Raw genomic sequence first — 18651 nt, forward strand, 5'->3', positions numbered from 1 at the left:
AAATAGCCCGAACTTCGAGTTTTTAGAAAAAGAATAATTTCGTTGAGAGCGTTTTTTTCACAAGTTATAAAAAACTCGAAGTTCGGGCTAAATATTTTTCTTCAACATAAAAACTATCAAACAGTTGTTTTCTTTTTAATTGAACTTAAACAAAAAAGATAGTATATTTAAAGGCAAATGATTTTTTGGGGAAACCCAGATTTCACAATGAAGTTTTTATAGGAGTTATAAATGACAGTTGATGAAATTAAAAATTCCAAGATTAAAAATTGGATTGAAGAATGTGTTAAGATGTGCGAACCTGACAATGTAGTTGTATGCGATGGTTCTAAAGCTGAATACGATCGTCTTATGCAGAAATGCGTTGATGCGGGTCTTGCAACTCCGCTTACAAAAAAGCCTAACAGCTTCCTTTTCCGCTCACTTCCAAGCGATGTTGCACGTGTTGAATCACGTACATTTATTTCTTCTGTAAAAGAAGAAGATGCTGGTCCTACAAACCACTGGATTGCACCAGCTGAACTTAAAGCTACAATGAAAGGTCTTTACAAAGGCTGTATGCACGGAAGAACAATGTATGTAATTCCATTCTGCATGGGACCACTTGGCTCACCAATCGCAAAATACGGAATTGAACTTACAGATTCTGAATATGTAGTTCTCAACATGGACATCATGACTCGTGCCGGCGAAAAAGTTTGGGCTTACCTTGGAGACGACTTTGTTCCATGTCTTCACTCAGTTGGTAAACCGCTCAACAACGGCGAAAAAGACAACGGTGTTTGGCCTTGCGCAGATGTTGAACACAAATACATCAGCCAGTTCCCGGAAGAACGCCTTATCTGGTCTTACGGTTCTGGATACGGTGGAAACGCTCTTCTTGGAAAGAAATGTTTCGCTCTCCGCATTGCAACTGTAATCGCACGCGAAGAAGGCTGGCTTGCTGAGCACATGCTTATCCTTAAGCTCACAAACCCTGAAGGAGAAGTTAAATACGTTACCGGCGCATTCCCTTCTGCTTGTGGAAAAACAAACCTTGCAATGCTTATTCCTACAATTCCTGGCTGGAAAGTTGAAACAGTCGGCGATGATATTGCCTGGATGAAATTCGGAAAAGACGGTCGTCTTTACGCTATCAACCCAGAAGCAGGATTCTTCGGTGTTGCTCCAGGAACATCTGCTGAATCTAACAAGAACGCTCTTGAAGCTGCCTCAAAGAACACAATCTTCACAAACTGCGCTCTTACAGAAGACGGAGATGTTTGGTGGGAAGGAATCGGTTATCCTGCAAAGGGCAAACTTGTTGACTGGAAAGGCAACACACGCGATGCTCTTCCAAAAGACAAGTCTCCTAAGGGCGAAGAATTCGCTCATCCAAACGCACGCTTTACAGCACCTGCAAAACAGTGTCCTTGTATCGCTTCTGACTGGGAATCTCCAGAAGGTGTACCAATCAGCGCAATCTTGTTCGGTGGACGCCGTCCTTCAACAGTTCCGCTTGTACATCAGAGCCGCAACTGGAACCACGGTGTATTCCTTGGATCTATCGTAGGTTCAGAAATTACTGCCGCTTCTACAATCGACGCCAGCCAGGTTGGAAAAATCCGCCGCGACCCATTCGCAATTCTTCCATTCTGCGGATACAACATGGGCGACTACTTCCAGCACTGGATTGACGTTGGCAACGCTGCAAAAGACAAGAATCTCTTGCCAAAAATCTTCTATGTTAACTGGTTCCGCAAGGACGACAGACAACAAGGATCTTCCAGGTGGATTCATGTGGCCAGGATACGGCGACAACAGCCGCGTTCTTGCATGGATTTTTGACCGCTGCGACGGAAAAGACAACTACGTTGACACACCAATCGGATTTATGCCAAAAGAAGGTGCTCTCAACCTTGACGGTCTTGCTGACGTTTACAAAGCACAGATTCCTGCAATCACAGCAGTTGACAAGGAAGGCTGGCTCAAGGAATGCAAAGACATCCGCGAAAACCACTATCCAAAGTTCGGCAAACATCTTCCAAAAGAATTGTCTGCTTGCTTGGATGATTTGGAAAGCCGCTTGAATAAAGCTTAGATTTGTCGAGCTAGTTTGCTGAAAAGCAAACTAGGCAAATCTGTCCCACCGGGATTTCTTCCGGTGGGATTTTTTTATTATTACATTGCAAACTCTGCGTTTCGTGGTATAATGCGCTTATTAAAATCTTAATTTTATCAATCTCGCAAATGTTATGGACGGGGGGGGGTAAAAATGAAAGGCAAATTTTTATTTGCACTTTTTTGTTTTTCCATTCTGTTTTATTCCTGCAATTTTAGCAATGATTCCGATGACAGCACTGTGATTGATTGTCCTGCGGAAATTGCCTCTCGTGCTTTCCGTTTTGCCGAGTTGTACAAAGATTCTGATGCGGTTTACGAGCTAGGCGGCCAGCCTCCAGTCCGTTCTGCGATTGCCATAGACTGCTCTGGGCTTGTCGTGATGTGCTACAAATATGCAATGGTTGATACAAAATATTCTCTGCTTGTTTCGGACATGACGGCATCTTATATGTACGAAAACGCTTCGTCCCATGTTGCGCTGGAGGAAATGCGGCAGGGCGACTTGATTTTTATGGGCGAGGCGGATTCTTCTAATGTGTCGCATATCGCGCTTTTTGATCGCATGGAAAACGACAATGTCTATTTTATCGACAGCACAAAAAAAGACGACATCAATGGTGTTACAAGCCGTTGTTATGCTGTCAGTGATTCGCGCTTTAAGTCGTTCGGCGTGATGAAAATCCAGTACTAAAGGGAAAAGAAATCCATGCAAAAATTTTTATTTGCATTGTCTGTTTTTTGATTCTGTTTTCATGTGCAAAGTTAAATATTTTTTCGGTTCGTAATCATCAAATCTGCCTCAACTTTTTGCTTTAAATTCGTGGTATTTTTCTGTATAATCGGCTTATGAGCATTTCGAGTATATTGTCTATATTCCTTCAGTTTTTTGGCAGTCTTTGTTTTCTTCTTTTTGGAATGAAAATGATGAGCGATGGAATCCAGAAGTCTGCGGGAGACAAACTTCAGGCTGCTCTTCATCTTATGACGGGAAACCGTTTTACCGGATTTTTTACAGGCTGTTTTTTGACTATGATAATTCAGTCTTCCGGGGCTACAACTGTCATGGTTGTTTCTTTTGTAAACGCCGGACTTATTGAGCTAAGCAAATCGATTGCCGTGATTTTGGGCGCGAATGTCGGAACAACGATAACGGCTTGGATTGTCGCGATATTCGGCTTTAACTTTGAAATTTCAGCATTTGCGATTCCGCTTTTTGGCATTGGCTATCTTTTTACAGTCATAAAGAAAATTAAAAATCCGGGGCTGGGTCAGGCCATTATGGGATTTGGAATTCTTTTTATTGCGTTGCAGTGGCTTTCTAGCACGATTTCGCTTAATTCAGGCGCAATGAATTTTCTTCCAGCCTTGCAGGACAAAGGAACTTTTAGCTATCTTATTGCTTTTGTAATCGGAATTGTTGTTACTGCGATGATTCATTCTTCTTCCGCTATGACGGCGATTGTAATTACGATGGCTTACAACCAGATTCTTACTTGGGAATTTTCTGCGGCAATTATAATTGGAAGCAACGTTGGCTCGACTATAGATTCTATCATGGCTTCGTTCGGAGCAAATGCAAATGCAAAGCGCACAATGCTTGTCCATGTTCTGTTCAATTCTGTAACCGCAATTGTCGCCTTGATTTTTATAAAGCCTTTTACGCAGCTTGTAGATTTAATAGTTCCTGGAGTTGTTACAGAAAATATTACAATGCACATAGCAATGCTTCATTCAATGTTCAATATAATCGGCGCAGTTTTCTTTATGCCGTTTATAAATCCGCTTTGCAAGCTTACACATCTTATCATAAAAGACGACAAGGCTTCGCTTCCTTCTATATATAAGTTTGAATTTCCTGAACGTGCCGCGCATGAGTCTCCTACAATTCCTGTTGTTTCAGCGCAAATGGAAGTAAGGCGTATGGCTGATATTTCTGTGCAGATGTTTGACAGGCTTCAGTACGGACTTACTGATTTGTCTGGGCGTTTTGTTGTGGACCATTATGACAATCTTGTGCGTGAAGAAGATTACCTTGACCAAATGCAGGAACAGCTTACAAAGTATCTTTTAAAATGCGCCCAGCTTGATATTGATGATAAACTCCGTGAAAATATCAATGTGATGATTTCAATTACGGGCGAGCTTGAGTCTATGTCTGATGACTGCCTAAGCATTGGCGTTTATTTAAAGCGCATAACAGAAAAACATTACGTATTTAAAAAAGAAGATTTTGACCGCCTGATTCCTTATCTTGAACTTGCCCGCCAGTTGCTTCAGTTTATCTATAAAAATATCAACAAAGCGCTTTCAAAGGAGCAGCTTGATTTTGCGAATGAACTTGAATCTCAGATTGACGCAGAACGTAAAGCCTTGAAAAAAATAGCGCGCAAACGACTTGAAGACGGTGCGGATGTAAAGGCCGAGCTTTTGTACATGGATTTAGTGCGCCAAATAGAAAAAATAGGAGACCGCTGCTTTAACATTGCCGAACAGCTTGCTCTTACAAAATAAAAAAAGGCTGCCTAAAGAACATTATGAAGTTTTTTTCATTATGCGCTTTTTGGGGCAGCCAGTTTACTATAAATAATTTTTAGATTTATTTATAGCTGATAGCAATTCCGCTCATGTCGTAAGTGTTGAATGTAAAAATAAGGAACACTGTTTTCTTTGCGTCAACTTTTACATTTACAACATCATCGCATTCAGGATACTTTTTCTTTGCCTCTGCATAAAGCTTGCTGTAACCAGAATTTGTAGCTGAAGATTTTACTTCTACGCGTCCAAGAACTTCATAGCTTTGCGCATCACCTGGAAAAGCCCCTGCATCACTAAGTGGTGTCATAGAAATGCAGCCTGTTAGTGTTGCCGCCAAAATCAGCATAGACAACAATAAACCTACTCCTTTTTTCATATTTACCTCCAGAAAAAATAGGATATTGTATTGTACCCCCCCCCCGGGATTCTGTCAAGCGTTTTTTATAAAAAAACTTTTCTTTGCTTTTTGGAATATTTCGTAGTATAATATTAGTGTAATCTTAAAAAGATTGCGGCGGCAGTTTGCTGCGGAATTTAAATATATTTATTAGGAGAAAAACTATGACAAAATCAATATCTGCACAGGGCTTTACTTTGGATTCAGACCAGACAGCTCTTATCAACAAAAAACTGGAACGTATAAGCTATGCTGAAAATCTTATCGTTGACTTGATTATGCACGTAAAGGAAGACAAGAAATTTTACTTTGATACAACTGTTAACTTTAGGTGGGGCGGAAATGCTCATGTTACAAGTGATGATTTTGACTTTGCAGCTGCGCTTAACAAAATGATGGATGTTCTTGATACAAAAATCAAGAAAGAAAAAGATAAGGTCCAGGAGAAAAAGTAGTTTCTATATCTGAACTTTAAAAAATCAGGCTGTCTAAAAAGGGCAGCCTTTTTTATTGCCTGTTATACGAAGAATCTATGCTAAGCTTGTTTCTGTATTTTGCAACTGTTCTGCGCGCAATTTTTATTCCAAGTTTTTCTAGTTCCTCTGAAAGTTTTTGGTCGCTCATTTTTTTTCCGGCGGAAGAGTTCAGGATTTTTTTTAATTCAGACATTGCTTTGTCTTGGCTTATACTTTTGTTTTTTTTGCTTGCGGCGTTTGTGAAAAAATATTTTATGTCAAAAAGTCCCCATTCACATTGAAGAAATTTGCTGTTTGCCATTCGTGAAATTGTTGTTTCGTGGACTTTAAGTTTGTCTGCAATATCTTGCTGTCTTAAGGGAACTAAATTGCCTTGTCCGCGCAGAAAAAAATCGGTTTGAATCCGCACAATTTCGATGCAAGCTTTTAAAAGTGTGTTTTGTCTGAATTCCAAAGTGTCTAAAAAATCTTTTGCTTTTTTAATTTCAGTTTTTATTGATAAAGAATTTTTTGCATTGCTTTTTGCAAGTTTTAAAAATTCCGGGTTTATGGAAATTTGCGGAAAGTTGTCCTTTGCAAGCCGCACATTCCAGGAGTTTTTTCCGCTTGTAACAATATTGTCTTCAATTTGATTTTTTTGAAAGTCTTCCTGAATTTTTTCTACGTAAACATCTGGAGAAATAAAATGAATTTCTTTTGTGCTGAAATTCCGCGCAGGAAAAGGATCAAGCGTCCGTATAAAATCAATTGCTTTTTCTACATCTTGAATTGTAGGATTTAAATTTTTATATTTTTCATTTTGTGAATTTGCAAAAAGCTTTTTTTGTTCTAAAAGATATTCTTGAATTTTTTGCAGAACTTTTTCAGGACGCGGCGGATCAAGGAATTTTAATTTTCCGTCTAAAATAAAAATTGCAAGAAGCGGCGCGTTTTCTTTTTGTTTTGCCTGTACGAATAGACTTTCTTCTGTATTTGTAACGCATATGCCGCAAGGTTCCAGCTGCCTTACAATTTCGATGCATTTTTCCAAAAGCCCTGGCGTTTGCAGTTTGTCTTTTTTATCAAGAAGCGAAATTGGAGCAAGAATATAAAATCCTTTTGCATCAAGATTGTAAATAAGTTTTTCGCATAATTTTTTTTCAGTTGCACCAAGACGCATTGCGTTCAGCTGCGACAAAAGATGTTCCTGCAAAGATTCCCGCTCATCTGCTTTTGCTTCAAGTGCCGCCTGAAAATTTTCACTTGCTTCTTCTCCGCTTGCAGTTGCTGATGATATTTTTGTTCCGTCCCAATTTGCTTTGTCTTTTGTTATGACCAGTGCAGGATTTTCTTCCGCAGCTTTATAAATTTCTTCACTCAAATCTTTTGAGTTCATGGCTAAAAGTTTTAAAGCCTGAATTTGCTTTTGGCTCATTATTTGAATTTGAGACTGAATCTGTCTTTGCTGAAATTCTAATCTGGTCATTGCTTAATTATAATTGCAATTTTTATAAAATTCAATTTTGGTTTTAAAAGCATTTAGAGTTTTGTTTTTCTCTTATGGCTAAAAATAAAAAATATCTATATAATTTTTTTATGGAAAATTTTGAACACTTTGGAATAAGAATTCCAGAAATTCTTTTGCCCAGAAAAAAAGATTTAAAGACTTGGTGCGTTGTGGCGTGCGATCAGTATACGCAGGATTTTGATTATTGGAAAAAAGCAGAAGAAATTGTTGGTAATTCTCCTTCTACTTTGAATTTAATTTTGCCGGAAATTTTTCTTTCTTCTTCAGATAAAAAAGAACGCATAGAAAAAATCCGCCAGACAATGAAAAAATATCTTGATGAAAATATTTTTGACTCGCCTGAAAAAGAATTTATTTATGTTGAGCGAAAGACTTGCTACGGAAGAGTCCGCCGTGGTCTTGTTGTTGCGATTGATTTGGAAACTTATGAATGGAAGCCGTTTTCAAAAAACTTGATTCGTGCCACTGAAGCTACTATTCCCGAAAGAATTCCTGTGCGAAAGGAAATTAGAAAAAATGCGCCCCTTGAGCTTCCTCACATTATGCTTTTGGTAAACGATCCGGAGCATTGTCTTATAGAAGAAGTTGGAATTGAAGCTAAAAAAAATCCTCCGGTTTATGATGGAGACTTGATGATGAATGCCGGTCATATTTCAGGCTGGGCTATAAAATCTGCGGAAGCTTTTGAAAAAATTTCTTCTGCTCTTGAAAAATTAAAAAAGCAAAATTCTGACAGTGACGGAAATTCTTTTTTGTTTGCTGTTGGAGACGGAAACCATTCTTTGGCAACTGCAAAAGCTGTTTGGGACGAATGTAAAAATTCTGATTCGCCAAATTTTAATGCGCGCTATGCTCTTGTAGAAATTGTTAATATTTATGATTCTGGTTTGACTTTTGAGCCGATTCATCGTGTTCTTTTTTATAGCAATGCTTCTAAGTTGATTTCTTTTTTAAATGAAAAACTTAACGGTGTGCTTGTAGAAGAAGTAAGCGAAAATTCTTTGGGACAAAATATAAAAAAATCCAAGGCGGATTTTGGATTTATTTTTAAAGAAAATGAAATACAAAAATATTTTAGAATAAAAACAAGGATTCAGGAACTTGCAGTAAGCCGTCTTCAACCGTTACTTGATGAATTTATTTCCTGTAACAAAGAAATTGAAATTGACTACATTCACGGCAATGAAGAAGTTTTCAGACTTGGCGCGCAAAAAAATGCAGTTTCAATTCTTCTTCCTCCAATCGCAAAAGATTCATTCTTTGAAACAATTTCTAGCCGCGGACCTTTGCCTCGAAAAAGTTTCAGCATGGGAGAAGCCAGCGAAAAAAGATTCTATCTTGAATGCCGAAAACTTTTTTTAAGCCGATAGACTTTCAGTTAATCCTTAAGTATAATCGTTGCTATGATCGTAATGAAATTTGGCGGAAGCTCAGTTGCAAATGCTGACCGCATTAAACATGTAGCCGAAATAATTCAGGCATATAAAGACGAACGTCCTGTTGTTGTTTTAAGCGCAATGGGAGACACAACAGATCATCTTCTTGAAGCTGCTGACATGGCAGTTAAGGGAACTGTTGACATTGAAAAAATTGAAAGGCTTCATATTGAAACAGAAAAACAACTTGGCGTTTCTGTTCCAGAAATAAAAGAATTGCTTGGCGAATTAAAAACGCTTCTTACAGGAATAAGTATGCTGCATGAACTTACAAAGCGCACCAGAGATTACCTTGTGTCTTTTGGCGAGCGCATGTCAGTGCGCATGATGTCAGCTTATCTTTGTTCTCTTGGAACTGAAGCAAAGGCGTTTGATTCCTGGGACATTGGATTTGTGAGCGACTCGAATTATATGGCGGCTGAGCTTTTGGATGAAGTATGGGAAAATATTCCTAAACATCTTGATGGATATAAAAATGGAACATCGAAAGAAATTCCTATAGTAACTGGTTTCATTGCTAAAGATAAAAATGGAATCATAACAACTTTAGGGCGTGGCGGAAGCGACTTGAGCGCAACGATGATTGGCGCGGCAATGAGGGCAAAAGAAATTCAGACTTGGAAAGATGTTGACGGAATTATGACTACAGATCCTCGCATTGTAAAAGAGGCTCGCCCTGTTGATGAAGTAACTTACGAGGAAGCTCAGGAACTTGCTATGTTTGGAAGTCAGGTTCTTCATCCGCGCAGTATGATTCCTTGCAGAAAAACAGGAACTCCTGTTCGTGTAAAAAACAGTTACAATATAAAAAGCCGCGGCACTCTTATTGTAGAAGAGCATACAGGAACTCGTCCTCTTGTTACTGCGATTACAAAAGTAAAAAATGTAACGCTCATAGATATTCAGTCTAGCCGCATGCTTGGCGCGGCCGGATTTCTTGCGCATATTTTCAATCAGTTTTTAAAGTGGAATATAAGCATTGACGTGATTGCGACTTCCGAAGTTTCTGTTAGTTTGACTGTTGATGGAAAAGCGGATTTGACAGGACTTATTGAAGATTTAAAACGTGTTGCTGATGTCAATGTAAAAACTGGCAAGGCGATTGTTACAATAATTTGCGATGCTTCAAGATCCAGTGTGATTATTGCAAAGGCATTCGATGGACTTTCAAAAGAAGGAATAAATGTTCAGATGATAAGCCAAGGCGCAAGTAAGGTTAACATAAGCATGCTCGTAGATACTAATCAGGCGGACAAAACTGTAGAAGCAATTCATTCAGTTCTTTTTGCTTAATTTTTGGGAGGATTAATAATGAAAATTGCATTGGTTGGATATGGAAAAATGGGACACATGCTTGAACAGTCCGCATTGTCGTTTGGACATTCTGTTGTGTCTACAATTGATGTTTTTGCGCCAGATGCCAAAGTGAAAATTTCCGCAGGAGATGGCAATGCTCTTGCAGAGGCAGTTGTTTCTAGCGGCGCGGATGGAATAATTGAATTTACGCATCCGTCTTCTGTTCTTGAAAATATAAAAGCTCTTCTTCCTTTGAAAATTCCTATGGTAGTTGGAACTACAGGCTGGAATGACAAAAAAGATGAGATTGCTTCTCTTGCTGCAAAGTGCGGTGGAACAATTATGACAAGCGCAAATTTTTCCATTGGTGTAAATATCCTTTATAAAATTGTAGAAGATGCCGCTCGTCTTGCGAATAAATTTTCTGAATATGATGCTGCAATTTGGGAAATGCACCATAATCAAAAAGCTGATAGTCCTTCTGGAACTGCGCTTGAAATTGCAAATCATCTGCTTTTTGAATTCAAAAGAAAAAATTCAATTGTAACAAATGAATTCAAGGAAAAGCCTTTGCCGAATCAACTTCACGTTTCTTCTACGAGATGCGGTTCAGTTCCGGGAACACACAAAGTTTTCTTTGACTGCGAGGCTGATACAATTGAAATTACACATACAGCAAGAAGCCGCAAGGGATTTGCAAACGGAGCAGTTCATGCTTTGGAAAATCTTTTTTCTATGCTGAAAGAAGGCAATCTAAAGCCCGGGGCATTGTACGGCATGAACGATGTTTTTCCTGAATTGTTTTAAAATTTTAAGGTAAATTTTTTTCATAAATTAGCCGATAAACTAACGGTATGATTATGACTAAAAAATTTGCATATAGAAAAAATATTTTGTTTCTTTTAATTCTTTTTTTGACTGCCTGTTTTTCTTTTGCAGAAACTCATACAGTTGAAAAAGGAGAAACTTATTATTCAATCAGTCGCAAATATGGAATTTCTGTAGACCAGCTTTGCGCTATGAACAATCTTACTGTAAATGATGTTTTAAAAGTTGGACAAAAACTTTCAATTCCGGAAAAGAATGTAGAAAAAAGTTCTTTGCCTTCAGTTTCAACTTCAAAAAGTCTATCCAACGCAGAAAGAAAATTTGACACTTATACAGTTCAAAAAGGCGATACTTTCTATAGAATTGCAAAAGTGAATGGAATTTCTGTCGAAGAACTTAAGGCGTTGAACAATTTTGATTCTGATACAGTTTTAAAGGCTGGTCAGCGTCTGAAAATTCCTGTTACGATTGTTGATACTTCAGCCTCTCTTCCTAGCTTGCCTTCAAGTGATCCGCGCAAATATTCAGAAAAAAAAGGCGACTCAAGTTTAACTTGGCCTGTAAAGAATCCGACTGTAACTTACATGAAAGGAAAAGTCAGCGGCGTTCAGCTTAGCGCGCAGAAAAATGAAAGCGTAACGGCAATCCGTGCTGGAACTGTTATGTATGTTGGAAATTATAGAGGATACGGACAGGTTGTTTTCGTTCAGGCAAAAACCGGACACATTTATGTTTATTCTGGGCTTGGCTCTATAAAAGTCCGCAAAGGCGATTATGTTGTGTTTGGCGATTCTTTAGGAACTGCAGGCACAGACAGCATAAAAGGCACAACCCAAATTTGCCTTATGGTTTTTCAAAAGTCAAATCCTATTGATCCTGCAAAAGCCCCAAGAGGCTAGCTTTATTTGCCGGCCTCTTTTTAAAACCTAAACTAAAGTTTATCAAGCATTGTCTTTTTTATTCTGTGCATGAAAAATGTTGAAAGGCTGATTGCAAAGATTTCAGCGATAAGAAAGCAAAACCAGACATTTTCAACTTTTCCAGTGCGGGAAAGAAAATATGCCACAGGAAGCAAAACAACCAGTTGTCTTACAAAAGAAACTGTCATGCTTAAAAAAGATTTTCCTAAAGCTTGAAAAGTTGAGCCTAGCGTAATTGCAATTGCTGCTCCGATAAAACTTGGTGCGATAATTCTCATTGCTGTGCATCCAATTCCAAGCATATGTTCGCTTGCCTTGAATAGCATTAAAAGTTCCGCTGGAAAAAGTTCAAAAATTATAATGCCGAATACCATGATTGAAACCGCAATTAAAATTGTTGACTTTACAGTTTTCTTGATTCGCTCTGCATTTCCTGCTCCATAGTTGTACGAAACAATTGGAACCATTCCAGTTGTAAGTCCGAATACCGGCATAAAGATAAAGCTATTCAGTTTAAAATAAACTCCATAAACTGCGATTGCCGTTGCGGAGAAAGTTCCAAGAATTAAATTCATTCCGTAAGTTGTAACAGAATTTATGGACTGAAGAAGAATTGAAGGAATTCCGATTTTATAAATCTGACCGATAATCAGAGAGTTTGGCTTGAAGCCTTTTAATTTAAAATGTATGTCGGGATTTTTTTTCAGATTGAAATAAAGCGAAACTAGCGCAGAAAAAATTTGCCCGATGACTGTTGCCAAAGCCGCGCCTGCCATTCCCATTTTTGGAAAAGGTCCTATTCCAAAAATCATAAGCGGGTCAAGAATTATGTTTGTTATTGCTCCTACAAGTTGCGTTATCATTGTGTAAAAAGTTCTTCCTGTTGCCTGCAAAAGTCTGTCAGACATTGTTGAAACAAAAAGCGCGAAAGATGCCATTGTTATTATTTTTAGATATTCACTTCCAAACTGAATAATCTGTTCGTCACCCGTCTGAGTTTTTAAATAAGGCTTTGTAAAAAGAAATCCCAGGATAAAAAATGCAATAAAACTGCAAACTGAAAGGAAGATGCCGTTCATGGCAATTTTGTTTACTGCATCGCTGTCTTTCTGTCCAAGCTTCATTGCTAGAAGCGCATTTACGCCAATCGCTGTTCCTATTGAAACTGCAATCATCAGTGTTTGAACAGGAAATGCAAGTGATATGGCAGTCAGCGCATTTTCATTTATCTGCGCAACAAAAATGCTGTCAACAATATTGTAGCATGCCATTACCAGCATTGAAAGCATGATTGGCAAAGACATATTTAAAAGAAGCTTGGTTACAGGCATTACGCCCATTTTGTTTTCTTTGATGTTTTCTGACATTCGCCAATGTTATATTAAATTGTTTCTTTTATCAATCAGTATTTTTAATTTTAAAACAATTCAATTTGAACTGGATTTCTTTTGATTTTGCTTATTGAAAAATTTTTCTGTCTGTCCATCGTGTCGTTTATTATTCGCTTAAAAATTTCCATGCAAAGTCTTGCGTCGTCGTTTGCACGGTGGGCGGCTTTTGCTTCTATTCCGAATCTCTTTGCCAAGCTTTGGAGTCTGTACTGGCCTTTTTCCTGTTCCTTTATTAAATCAGGATATGCCCATCTTGAAGCGTTCAGTGTGTCTATGCAGATGTTTGGAAGCTCTGGATGGCTGAATCTTTTTAGCTCTGAATTTACAAATCCTAAGTCGAATTGCGCATTGTGTGCTACAAGAACTGTTTCTTTTCCGCCGATGAAATTTAAAAACTGCGGGACAGCTTCTTTTGCGCATGGACAGCATGAAATCATTTCGTCTGTGATGTGCGTAAGGTCTTTTATGAACTGCGGAAGTTCTATAGGCGGCTTTATTAAAATATCAAACGGTTCTCCAATAACTCCGTCGCAATTGAATTTCACGGCTCCAATTTCTATTATGAATTCTTTTTCAGATTTTAGCCCTGTGGTTTCTGTGTCAAATGCCACAAAAGTTTTTCCTGAATAAAATTCCTTTGCGAGATTTCTAAAGCTGTTGAAGATTTTAAATGCCATAAGTTGAACTGAAAAAATGGTATTTGGGGATGTTCCAAAAGTATCTTTTCTGTCATTTTCGGGCTTGACCCGAAAATCTAAATGTATATATTACAGCCATTTAGAGATTGTCGTATCAAGTACGACAATGACGTTTTGAACTTATTAGACATCCTCAAATACAGTTGTTTTTTTTTTAGATTCAGCCTGCTGCGTTAAGAACTGCGTTTATTTCTTCTGAAATATCTGAGCAGAGTTTGTCAGCGGCTTTCTTTGCTTCTTCCAAAGCTTCGTCTGTTTTTGCGGAAACAGGAACTGTGCTGTTGATGTAGAACTTGATTTTTGGTTCTGTTCCGCTTGGACGTGCGCTTACAATTGTTCCGCCTTCAAGAACGAACTGAAGAACATTGCTCTTTGGCCAAGGAAGACTTTCTTTTGAGGATGGATTTGCCGGATCAAAAGCAACCTGCTGCTGAATGTCGCGGATTTTTACAACTTTCTTTCCGCCGAGAGAAGTAAGGCCTTCTGTGCGGAGTTTTGTCATTATTCCGCCCATAATTTTTGGTCCTTGTACTCCAGGGAAATATTTGCTGATTGCGCGGTCTTCAAAAAGTCCGTATTCCTTGTACATATCGTTCAAATGCTCAAGAAGAGATTTTCCTTTGCTTGCCCAGTAAAGAGTCATTTCAGCACACATTGCGGCTGCTGATATTCCGTCCTTGTCGCGTACTTCTGTTTCTACAAGATAGCCGTAGCTTTCTTCAAGTCCGAATACGTAGTTTCCGCTTCCGTCTTTTTCCATCTGGCCTTCATCATAAGCAATCCACTTGAAGCCTGTAAGACATTCTTTTACGGCTACGTTGTATTTTTTTGCAATTGAATCAACGAAAGGTGAAGTTACGATTGAGCGGATAAGAACTGGTTTTTCAGGCATTTTGTTGAATTCTTTTTTTGAAAGGAGAACATAGTCTGCAAGGAGCGCGCCCATCTGGTTTCCTGAAACAAGAACGTATTTTCCGTTTTTGTCTGGGAATGCAGTTCCGAATCTGTCTGCATCTGGATCTGTTGCCATTACAACATCAGCTTTTTCTTTTTCTGCAAGTTCAACTGCCATTTTAAGTGCTGGGGCTTCTTCTGGATTTGGCTTTTCTACTGTCGGGAAGTCGCCGTTTCCTTCGCGCTGTTCTGGAACTGTGATTACATTCAGTCCAAGATCTCCAAGAACTTTTTCAACGTGCATTGCGCCTGTTCCGTGGAGCGGAGTGTATACAACTTTTACGCTGCTTGCTTTTTCTTTTATAAGTTCAGGACGATAAAGATTTGACTTTATCATTGCTTGGAATTTGTCGTCGATTTCCTTGTCAATTAAAACGATTTTTCCTGTCTTTACAGCTTCGTCTTTTTCGATAAGTTTTACTTCTTTTACTGCGTTAACTTCATCGATGATTCCTTTATCGTGCGGCTCAACAACCTGAGCGCCGTCGTCCCAGTAAGCTTTGTAGCCATTGTACTGTGGAGGATTGTGGCTTGCAGTTACAACAACGCCAGTTTTGCATCCAAGAATTCTGATTGCATAAGAAAGTTCTGGAGTAGGGCGAAGCGAAGTGAAAAGATACGCTTTTATTCCGTTTGCAGCAAAAACTCTTGCTGTGATGTCTGAAAATTTATCATGGTTGTGGCGGCTGTCATAAGCTACACATGCGCTCAATGTGCCGTTTTTTGCTTCTTCTGGAAATGCCTTGATTAAGTAGTTTGCAAGACCCTGAGTTGCTTTTGAAATATTGAGCGTGTTCATGCGGTTTGTTCCGCCGCCCATTACACCGCGAAGTCCGCCTGTTCCAAATTCAAGGCTCTGATAGAAACGGTCTTCTAGTTCGGCCATGTCTTTTTTTGCAACTAAATCTTCAACTTCCTTGCGGAAAAAATCATCTTTTTCTTCTGCAATATATTTTGCAGCTCTTTCAAGTATTTCTTTCTCTTCCATAATATCTGCTTCCTTTTATTTAAAAATTAACTAAGTCTAACATAGTTGATTTTTTTTTTCTATAGCTCTGATTCTTTGCTTAAAAGTTTTTCCAATGCTTGGTTGCAGCCAAGTTCATTAAGCAAACTTTTCATTCTGATTTTTGATTCTTGTTTAAAATTGTCTGAATGTTTTTTTACGGCGCGGATTAAAATATTTTTTGGAGTGTGGCTCATGTCAATGAATTCCAAAAGCTGAACTGCGTATCCGCATTGTTCAAGAAGTTCTGCACGTATTGCGTCAGTTGCAATTGCCGCAAATCGTTCACGTAAAATTCCAAATCTTTCAATTGAAGCGAACGGGCTTTCTGATTTGATTTTTTGTTTTTCAAGCTGGCTGTTTATTTCGTGTTGGCAGCAAGGAACTGAAAGAATTGCTTTTGCATTATGCTTAATAGCATAGTCGAGCGCAAAGTCTGTTGCTGTGTCGCAGGCGTGAAGTGTGATTATGATGTCTGGATTTTTTTCAGATGAATAATCTGCAATGTTTCCAACTTTGAATTCAAGATTTTTGCAGTTAAGTTTTTTTGCAAGGGAATCGCAGTTTTTTATTACGTCTTCTTTTAAATCAAGTCCTGTTATACAGACTGGAATTTTTTTCAGCTCAGTTAAAAAATAATAAACTGCAAAAGTTAAATAAGATTTTCCTGAGCCGAAGTCAACAATTCTTAGAGGATTTTCTTGAGTGTAAGAAGTTCCGTTTAGTTTTTCAATGCTTTCGATTATATCATTTATAAATTCGATGAATCTATTTATCTGCCGGAACTTGTCATATTTTTGCGCGACCACTTTTCCGTCTTTTGTCATAACTCCAAGTTCAACTAAAAATGGAATTGGATTTCCTTTTTGCAAAATATAGTTTTTTATTCGGTTGAAATTATTTGAAAACTTTTGTTCCTCTGAAGAATTTTTTGCTGCCTTTCTAAAAACTTTTATTTCGCCTTTTTTATTTGCCATTGTTGTGATTTCTTCGGTGTCCGTTTTTACAATGCAATTTTTAAAAGCTGTTCCTGCGTGCTTTTCAATAAATTCCTGTGCTTGTTCCGCAGTGAAATTTTTTTGGAATGCCTGCTTTTCTGTAAAAAATTCAGCTTGAAATTCATTTTGTTTTTTTGCGGAAAAAGATGGATTTTTCCAGATTCGAACTTTTATATAAGGCTTGCCAAAAATTTCCGGACAAGTTTTTGATGGCTTTGAAAATACTGCGCTTAAAATCATATTTTTATATTAGCACAAACATTTGTTTTTGAGGATAGCGCGATGTTTTTGTAGCTTTACATTTTTATTATAAGTGATATATTTCTATGGGAAGGGTTACAAAGATGACAGTAAAAAAAGATTTTTCTGAAGGTCCGCTTTTAAAAAATATTTTAATTTTCAGTTTGCCTCTCATTTTTACAAACCTTCTCCAGACTTTTTTCAACATGACAGACATTGCCGTTTTGGGACGATTTGCAAGTCCGTCTTCTGTTGGTTCGGTTGGCTCTACTGTAATTCTTGTTTTTTTATGCACAGGAATTCTTATTGGATTCGGTTCTGGTGTTAATGTTATTGTGGCTTTTTTTATAGGCGCAAAAAATGAAAAGGATATTTGCGAAACAGTTCATACATCTGCAATTGTCTGTCTTATTGCGGGATTTCTTGTTGGTTCCGCCGGAATAGTTTTTTCCCGCTCTGTTTTGAATTTGATGAGCACAAAGCCGGTTCTTATTGAAGGCGCGGTTTTGTATTTTAGAATTTACATGATTGGACTTCCTGCCCTTGCTTTTTATAATTTTGGAAATGGAATTCTTAGCGCAGAAGGAGACACAAAATCGCCTTTGCTGTTTCTTTTTATTTCTGGAATTTTTAATATTGTACTGGACTTGCTTTTAGTTATTCATTTTAAAATGGATATTGCTGGAGTTGCAATTGCAAGTGTTGTCGCTCTTTATGTTTCAGCATTTCTTGTTTTTATAAAACTGCACAGAAAAAAAGATTCTCTTGCGTTGCGCTTTTCTAAGCTAAAGGTCAGTAAATCAAAACTTTTCCGTCTTTTAAAAATTGGAATTCCTGCTGGAATGCAAAATGCGATTTTTGGATTTGCAAATCTTTTTATTCAGATTGGAGTTAATTCTTTTGATGCTTCCATGGTTGTTGCAAATTCCGCGGCTTCAAATTCAGATCCGCTTGTCTATAATGTTATGAGCGCATTTTATGTGGCTTGTTCAACTTTCATAGGACAGAATTATGGTGCCGGAAAAAAAATCAGGGTTTTAAAAAGTTATTTTATAAGTCTTGCACTCTCGTTCTGTTTTGCATTGTTTTTAGGCATTTTTCTTTTTGTCTTTGGAAGAAGATTTATTTCGATTTTTATTTCAGAGCCTGCAATTGTAGAACTTGGAATGAAGCGGCTTTCGATAATGGCTTTCTCTTATTGCATTTCGGCATTTATGGATTGCACTATTGCAGCTTCCCGCGGACTTGGGCAGACTTCTGTTCCGACTGTAATTGTTATTCTTGGCTCGTGTGTTTTTAGAATTGCATGGATTTTTACAGTGTTTGCATATTTTAAAACAATTGAATCACTTTATTTGCTTTTTTCATTTTCCTGGACGATTACAGCATTGGCGGAAATTTTTTATTTTGCAAAACTTTACAAGCGGAAGTTTTCAGTTTCTGTAAAAAAAGAACAGCAATGAGATTCTGCTTTAACACTAATAGACTTTGAAACGGGCTCATATTAATTGAAAATTATTACTATATAATCTATAATGGTTTAATCATGGGAAAGGTATTTGTTTTTGTTAATCAGAAAGGTGGCGTTGGCAAAACTACATCTGCTATAAATATCGGAGCTTATATTGCGGTGGGCGGAAAAAAAGTTCTGCTTGTTGATTTTGATAGCCAAGGAAATATGTCTAGCGGCGTTGGAGTCAGCAAAAAAAAGCCTACCATTTACGAGCTTCTTGCAGGTCAGTCAACTATTGATGAAACTATAAAGCATTCTGGTGTAAAAAATCTTGATGTCATCAGTGCGTCTATTGATTTGTCTGGAGCTGCGATTGAACTTGTAGATCAGGAAAACCGCGAGTACTTTTTAAA

At 37.9% G+C, this 18651-nt stretch carries 15 protein-coding genes and 1 pseudogene; 10 read left to right on the top strand and 6 right to left on the bottom strand.

Translation table 11 applies throughout. The features are described 5' to 3' along the window. The first annotated feature begins 231 nt into the window (after positions 1–231). The 3 genes and pseudogenes from B4C08_RS09135 to B4C08_RS09145 all read left to right on the top strand — a co-directional run bounded on the left by B4C08_RS09135 (position 232) and on the right by B4C08_RS09145 (position 4614). A pseudogene (locus B4C08_RS09135) lies at positions 232–2080 on the top strand (phosphoenolpyruvate carboxykinase (GTP)). A gap of 174 nt (positions 2081–2254) precedes the next feature. Next, positions 2255–2794, top strand: a complete 540-nt coding sequence (locus tag B4C08_RS09140) for an NlpC/P60 family protein (protein ID WP_296664696.1) — start codon at positions 2255–2257, stop codon at positions 2792–2794. Between the two features lie 155 nt (positions 2795–2949). After that, positions 2950–4614, top strand: coding sequence for a Na/Pi cotransporter family protein (locus B4C08_RS09145; protein WP_296664698.1), 1665 nt, complete (start codon positions 2950–2952; stop codon positions 4612–4614). Between the two features lie 85 nt (positions 4615–4699). Here the strand turns inward: B4C08_RS09145 and B4C08_RS09150 are convergent, their stop codons facing one another. After that, positions 4700–5014 (bottom strand): hypothetical protein, encoded by a 315-nt coding sequence (locus B4C08_RS09150; protein WP_296664700.1) that lies wholly within the window; start codon positions 5012–5014, stop codon positions 4700–4702. Positions 5015–5199: 185 nt separating this feature from the next. Here B4C08_RS09150 and B4C08_RS09155 point away from each other — a divergent pair, with 185 nt between their 5' ends. Continuing rightward, positions 5200–5490 carry an HPF/RaiA family ribosome-associated protein gene (locus tag B4C08_RS09155; protein WP_296664702.1) on the top strand — a complete coding sequence of 97 codons (291 nt, stop codon included), beginning with the start codon at positions 5200–5202 and terminating at the stop codon, positions 5488–5490. Between the two features lie 52 nt (positions 5491–5542). Here B4C08_RS09155 and B4C08_RS09160 read toward each other — a convergent pair whose 3' ends face one another. After that, positions 5543–6976 carry an RNA polymerase factor sigma-54 gene (locus B4C08_RS09160; RefSeq protein ID WP_296664705.1) on the bottom strand — a complete coding sequence of 478 codons (1434 nt, stop codon included), beginning with the start codon at positions 6974–6976 and terminating at the stop codon, positions 5543–5545. A 110-nt stretch (positions 6977–7086) separates the two neighbouring features. Here B4C08_RS09160 and B4C08_RS09165 point away from each other — a divergent pair, with 110 nt between their 5' ends. From B4C08_RS09165 to B4C08_RS09180, 4 genes are read left to right on the top strand one after another with little or no spacing between them, the layout of a single operon-like run. After that, the gene (locus B4C08_RS09165; protein ID WP_296664707.1) at positions 7087–8388 is read left to right on the top strand and encodes a DUF1015 domain-containing protein; all 1302 of its coding nucleotides are present in this window, start codon (positions 7087–7089) and stop codon (positions 8386–8388) included. Between the two features lie 33 nt (positions 8389–8421). Next, on the top strand, positions 8422–9747 hold the full coding sequence (locus tag B4C08_RS09170; protein ID WP_295795908.1) for an aspartate kinase: 1326 nt from the start codon (positions 8422–8424) through the stop codon (positions 9745–9747). Between the two features lie 18 nt (positions 9748–9765). Then, on the top strand, positions 9766–10557 hold the full coding sequence (gene dapB, locus B4C08_RS09175) for a 4-hydroxy-tetrahydrodipicolinate reductase (protein ID WP_296664710.1): 792 nt from the start codon (positions 9766–9768) through the stop codon (positions 10555–10557). 47 nt (positions 10558–10604) lie between these two features. Further along, the gene (locus B4C08_RS09180) at positions 10605–11477 is read left to right on the top strand and encodes a M23 family metallopeptidase (RefSeq protein ID WP_296664712.1); all 873 of its coding nucleotides are present in this window, start codon (positions 10605–10607) and stop codon (positions 11475–11477) included. Between the two features lie 32 nt (positions 11478–11509). Here the strand turns inward: B4C08_RS09180 and B4C08_RS09185 are convergent, their stop codons facing one another. From B4C08_RS09185 to B4C08_RS09200, 4 genes are all read right to left on the bottom strand, one after another. Then, a complete protein-coding gene (locus tag B4C08_RS09185) occupies positions 11510–12865 on the bottom strand; it encodes an MATE family efflux transporter (RefSeq protein ID WP_296664714.1) in 1356 nt (451 codons plus the stop codon). Between the two features lie 50 nt (positions 12866–12915). Continuing rightward, a complete protein-coding gene (locus tag B4C08_RS09190) occupies positions 12916–13566 on the bottom strand; it encodes a 3'-5' exonuclease (protein WP_296664716.1) in 651 nt (216 codons plus the stop codon). Positions 13567–13747: 181 nt separating this feature from the next. Further along, positions 13748–15529, bottom strand: coding sequence for a phospho-sugar mutase (locus tag B4C08_RS09195; RefSeq protein WP_296664717.1), 1782 nt, complete (start codon positions 15527–15529; stop codon positions 13748–13750). A 59-nt stretch (positions 15530–15588) separates the two neighbouring features. Beyond that, positions 15589–16785 (bottom strand): class I SAM-dependent methyltransferase, encoded by a 1197-nt coding sequence (locus tag B4C08_RS09200; RefSeq protein WP_296664719.1) that lies wholly within the window; start codon positions 16783–16785, stop codon positions 15589–15591. Positions 16786–16871: 86 nt separating this feature from the next. Here B4C08_RS09200 and B4C08_RS09205 point away from each other — a divergent pair, with 86 nt between their 5' ends. After that, entirely contained in the window at positions 16872–18248 is a 1377-nt protein-coding gene (locus B4C08_RS09205) for an MATE family efflux transporter (RefSeq protein ID WP_296664721.1), read from the top strand. 83 nt (positions 18249–18331) lie between these two features. Beyond that, positions 18332–18651, top strand: a 320-nt coding sequence (locus tag B4C08_RS09210) for a ParA family protein (RefSeq protein WP_296664723.1), incomplete at its 3' end; no start/stop codon positions are given.

The organism is Treponema sp. UBA753, assembly GCF_002297325.1.
Classification (GTDB): Bacteria; Spirochaetota; Spirochaetia; order Treponematales; family Treponemataceae; genus Treponema_D.

Bases quoted from the DNA above. Each gene is read 5' to 3' on its own strand.
- dapB (WP_296664710.1), top strand. From the start codon at position 9,766: ATGAAAATTGCATTGGTTGGATATGGAAAAATGGGACACATGCTTGAA.
- B4C08_RS09200 (WP_296664719.1), bottom strand. From the start codon at position 16,785: ATGATTTTAAGCGCAGTATTTTCAAAGCCATCAAAAACTTGTCCGGAA.
- B4C08_RS09160 (WP_296664705.1), bottom strand. From the start codon at position 6,976: ATGACCAGATTAGAATTTCAGCAAAGACAGATTCAGTCTCAAATTCAA.
- B4C08_RS09180 (WP_296664712.1), top strand. From the start codon at position 10,605: ATGATTATGACTAAAAAATTTGCATATAGAAAAAATATTTTGTTTCTT.
- B4C08_RS09185 (WP_296664714.1), bottom strand. From the start codon at position 12,865: ATGTCAGAAAACATCAAAGAAAACAAAATGGGCGTAATGCCTGTAACC.
- B4C08_RS09170 (WP_295795908.1), top strand. From the start codon at position 8,422: ATGATCGTAATGAAATTTGGCGGAAGCTCAGTTGCAAATGCTGACCGC.
- B4C08_RS09150 (WP_296664700.1), bottom strand. From the start codon at position 5,014: ATGAAAAAAGGAGTAGGTTTATTGTTGTCTATGCTGATTTTGGCGGCA.
- B4C08_RS09145 (WP_296664698.1), top strand. From the start codon at position 2,950: ATGAGCATTTCGAGTATATTGTCTATATTCCTTCAGTTTTTTGGCAGT.
- B4C08_RS09195 (WP_296664717.1), bottom strand. From the start codon at position 15,529: ATGGAAGAGAAAGAAATACTTGAAAGAGCTGCAAAATATATTGCAGAA.
- B4C08_RS09155 (WP_296664702.1), top strand. From the start codon at position 5,200: ATGACAAAATCAATATCTGCACAGGGCTTTACTTTGGATTCAGACCAG.
- B4C08_RS09165 (WP_296664707.1), top strand. From the start codon at position 7,087: ATGGAAAATTTTGAACACTTTGGAATAAGAATTCCAGAAATTCTTTTG.
- B4C08_RS09205 (WP_296664721.1), top strand. From the start codon at position 16,872: ATGGGAAGGGTTACAAAGATGACAGTAAAAAAAGATTTTTCTGAAGGT.
- B4C08_RS09140 (WP_296664696.1), top strand. From the start codon at position 2,255: ATGAAAGGCAAATTTTTATTTGCACTTTTTTGTTTTTCCATTCTGTTT.
- B4C08_RS09190 (WP_296664716.1), bottom strand. From the start codon at position 13,566: ATGGCATTTAAAATCTTCAACAGCTTTAGAAATCTCGCAAAGGAATTT.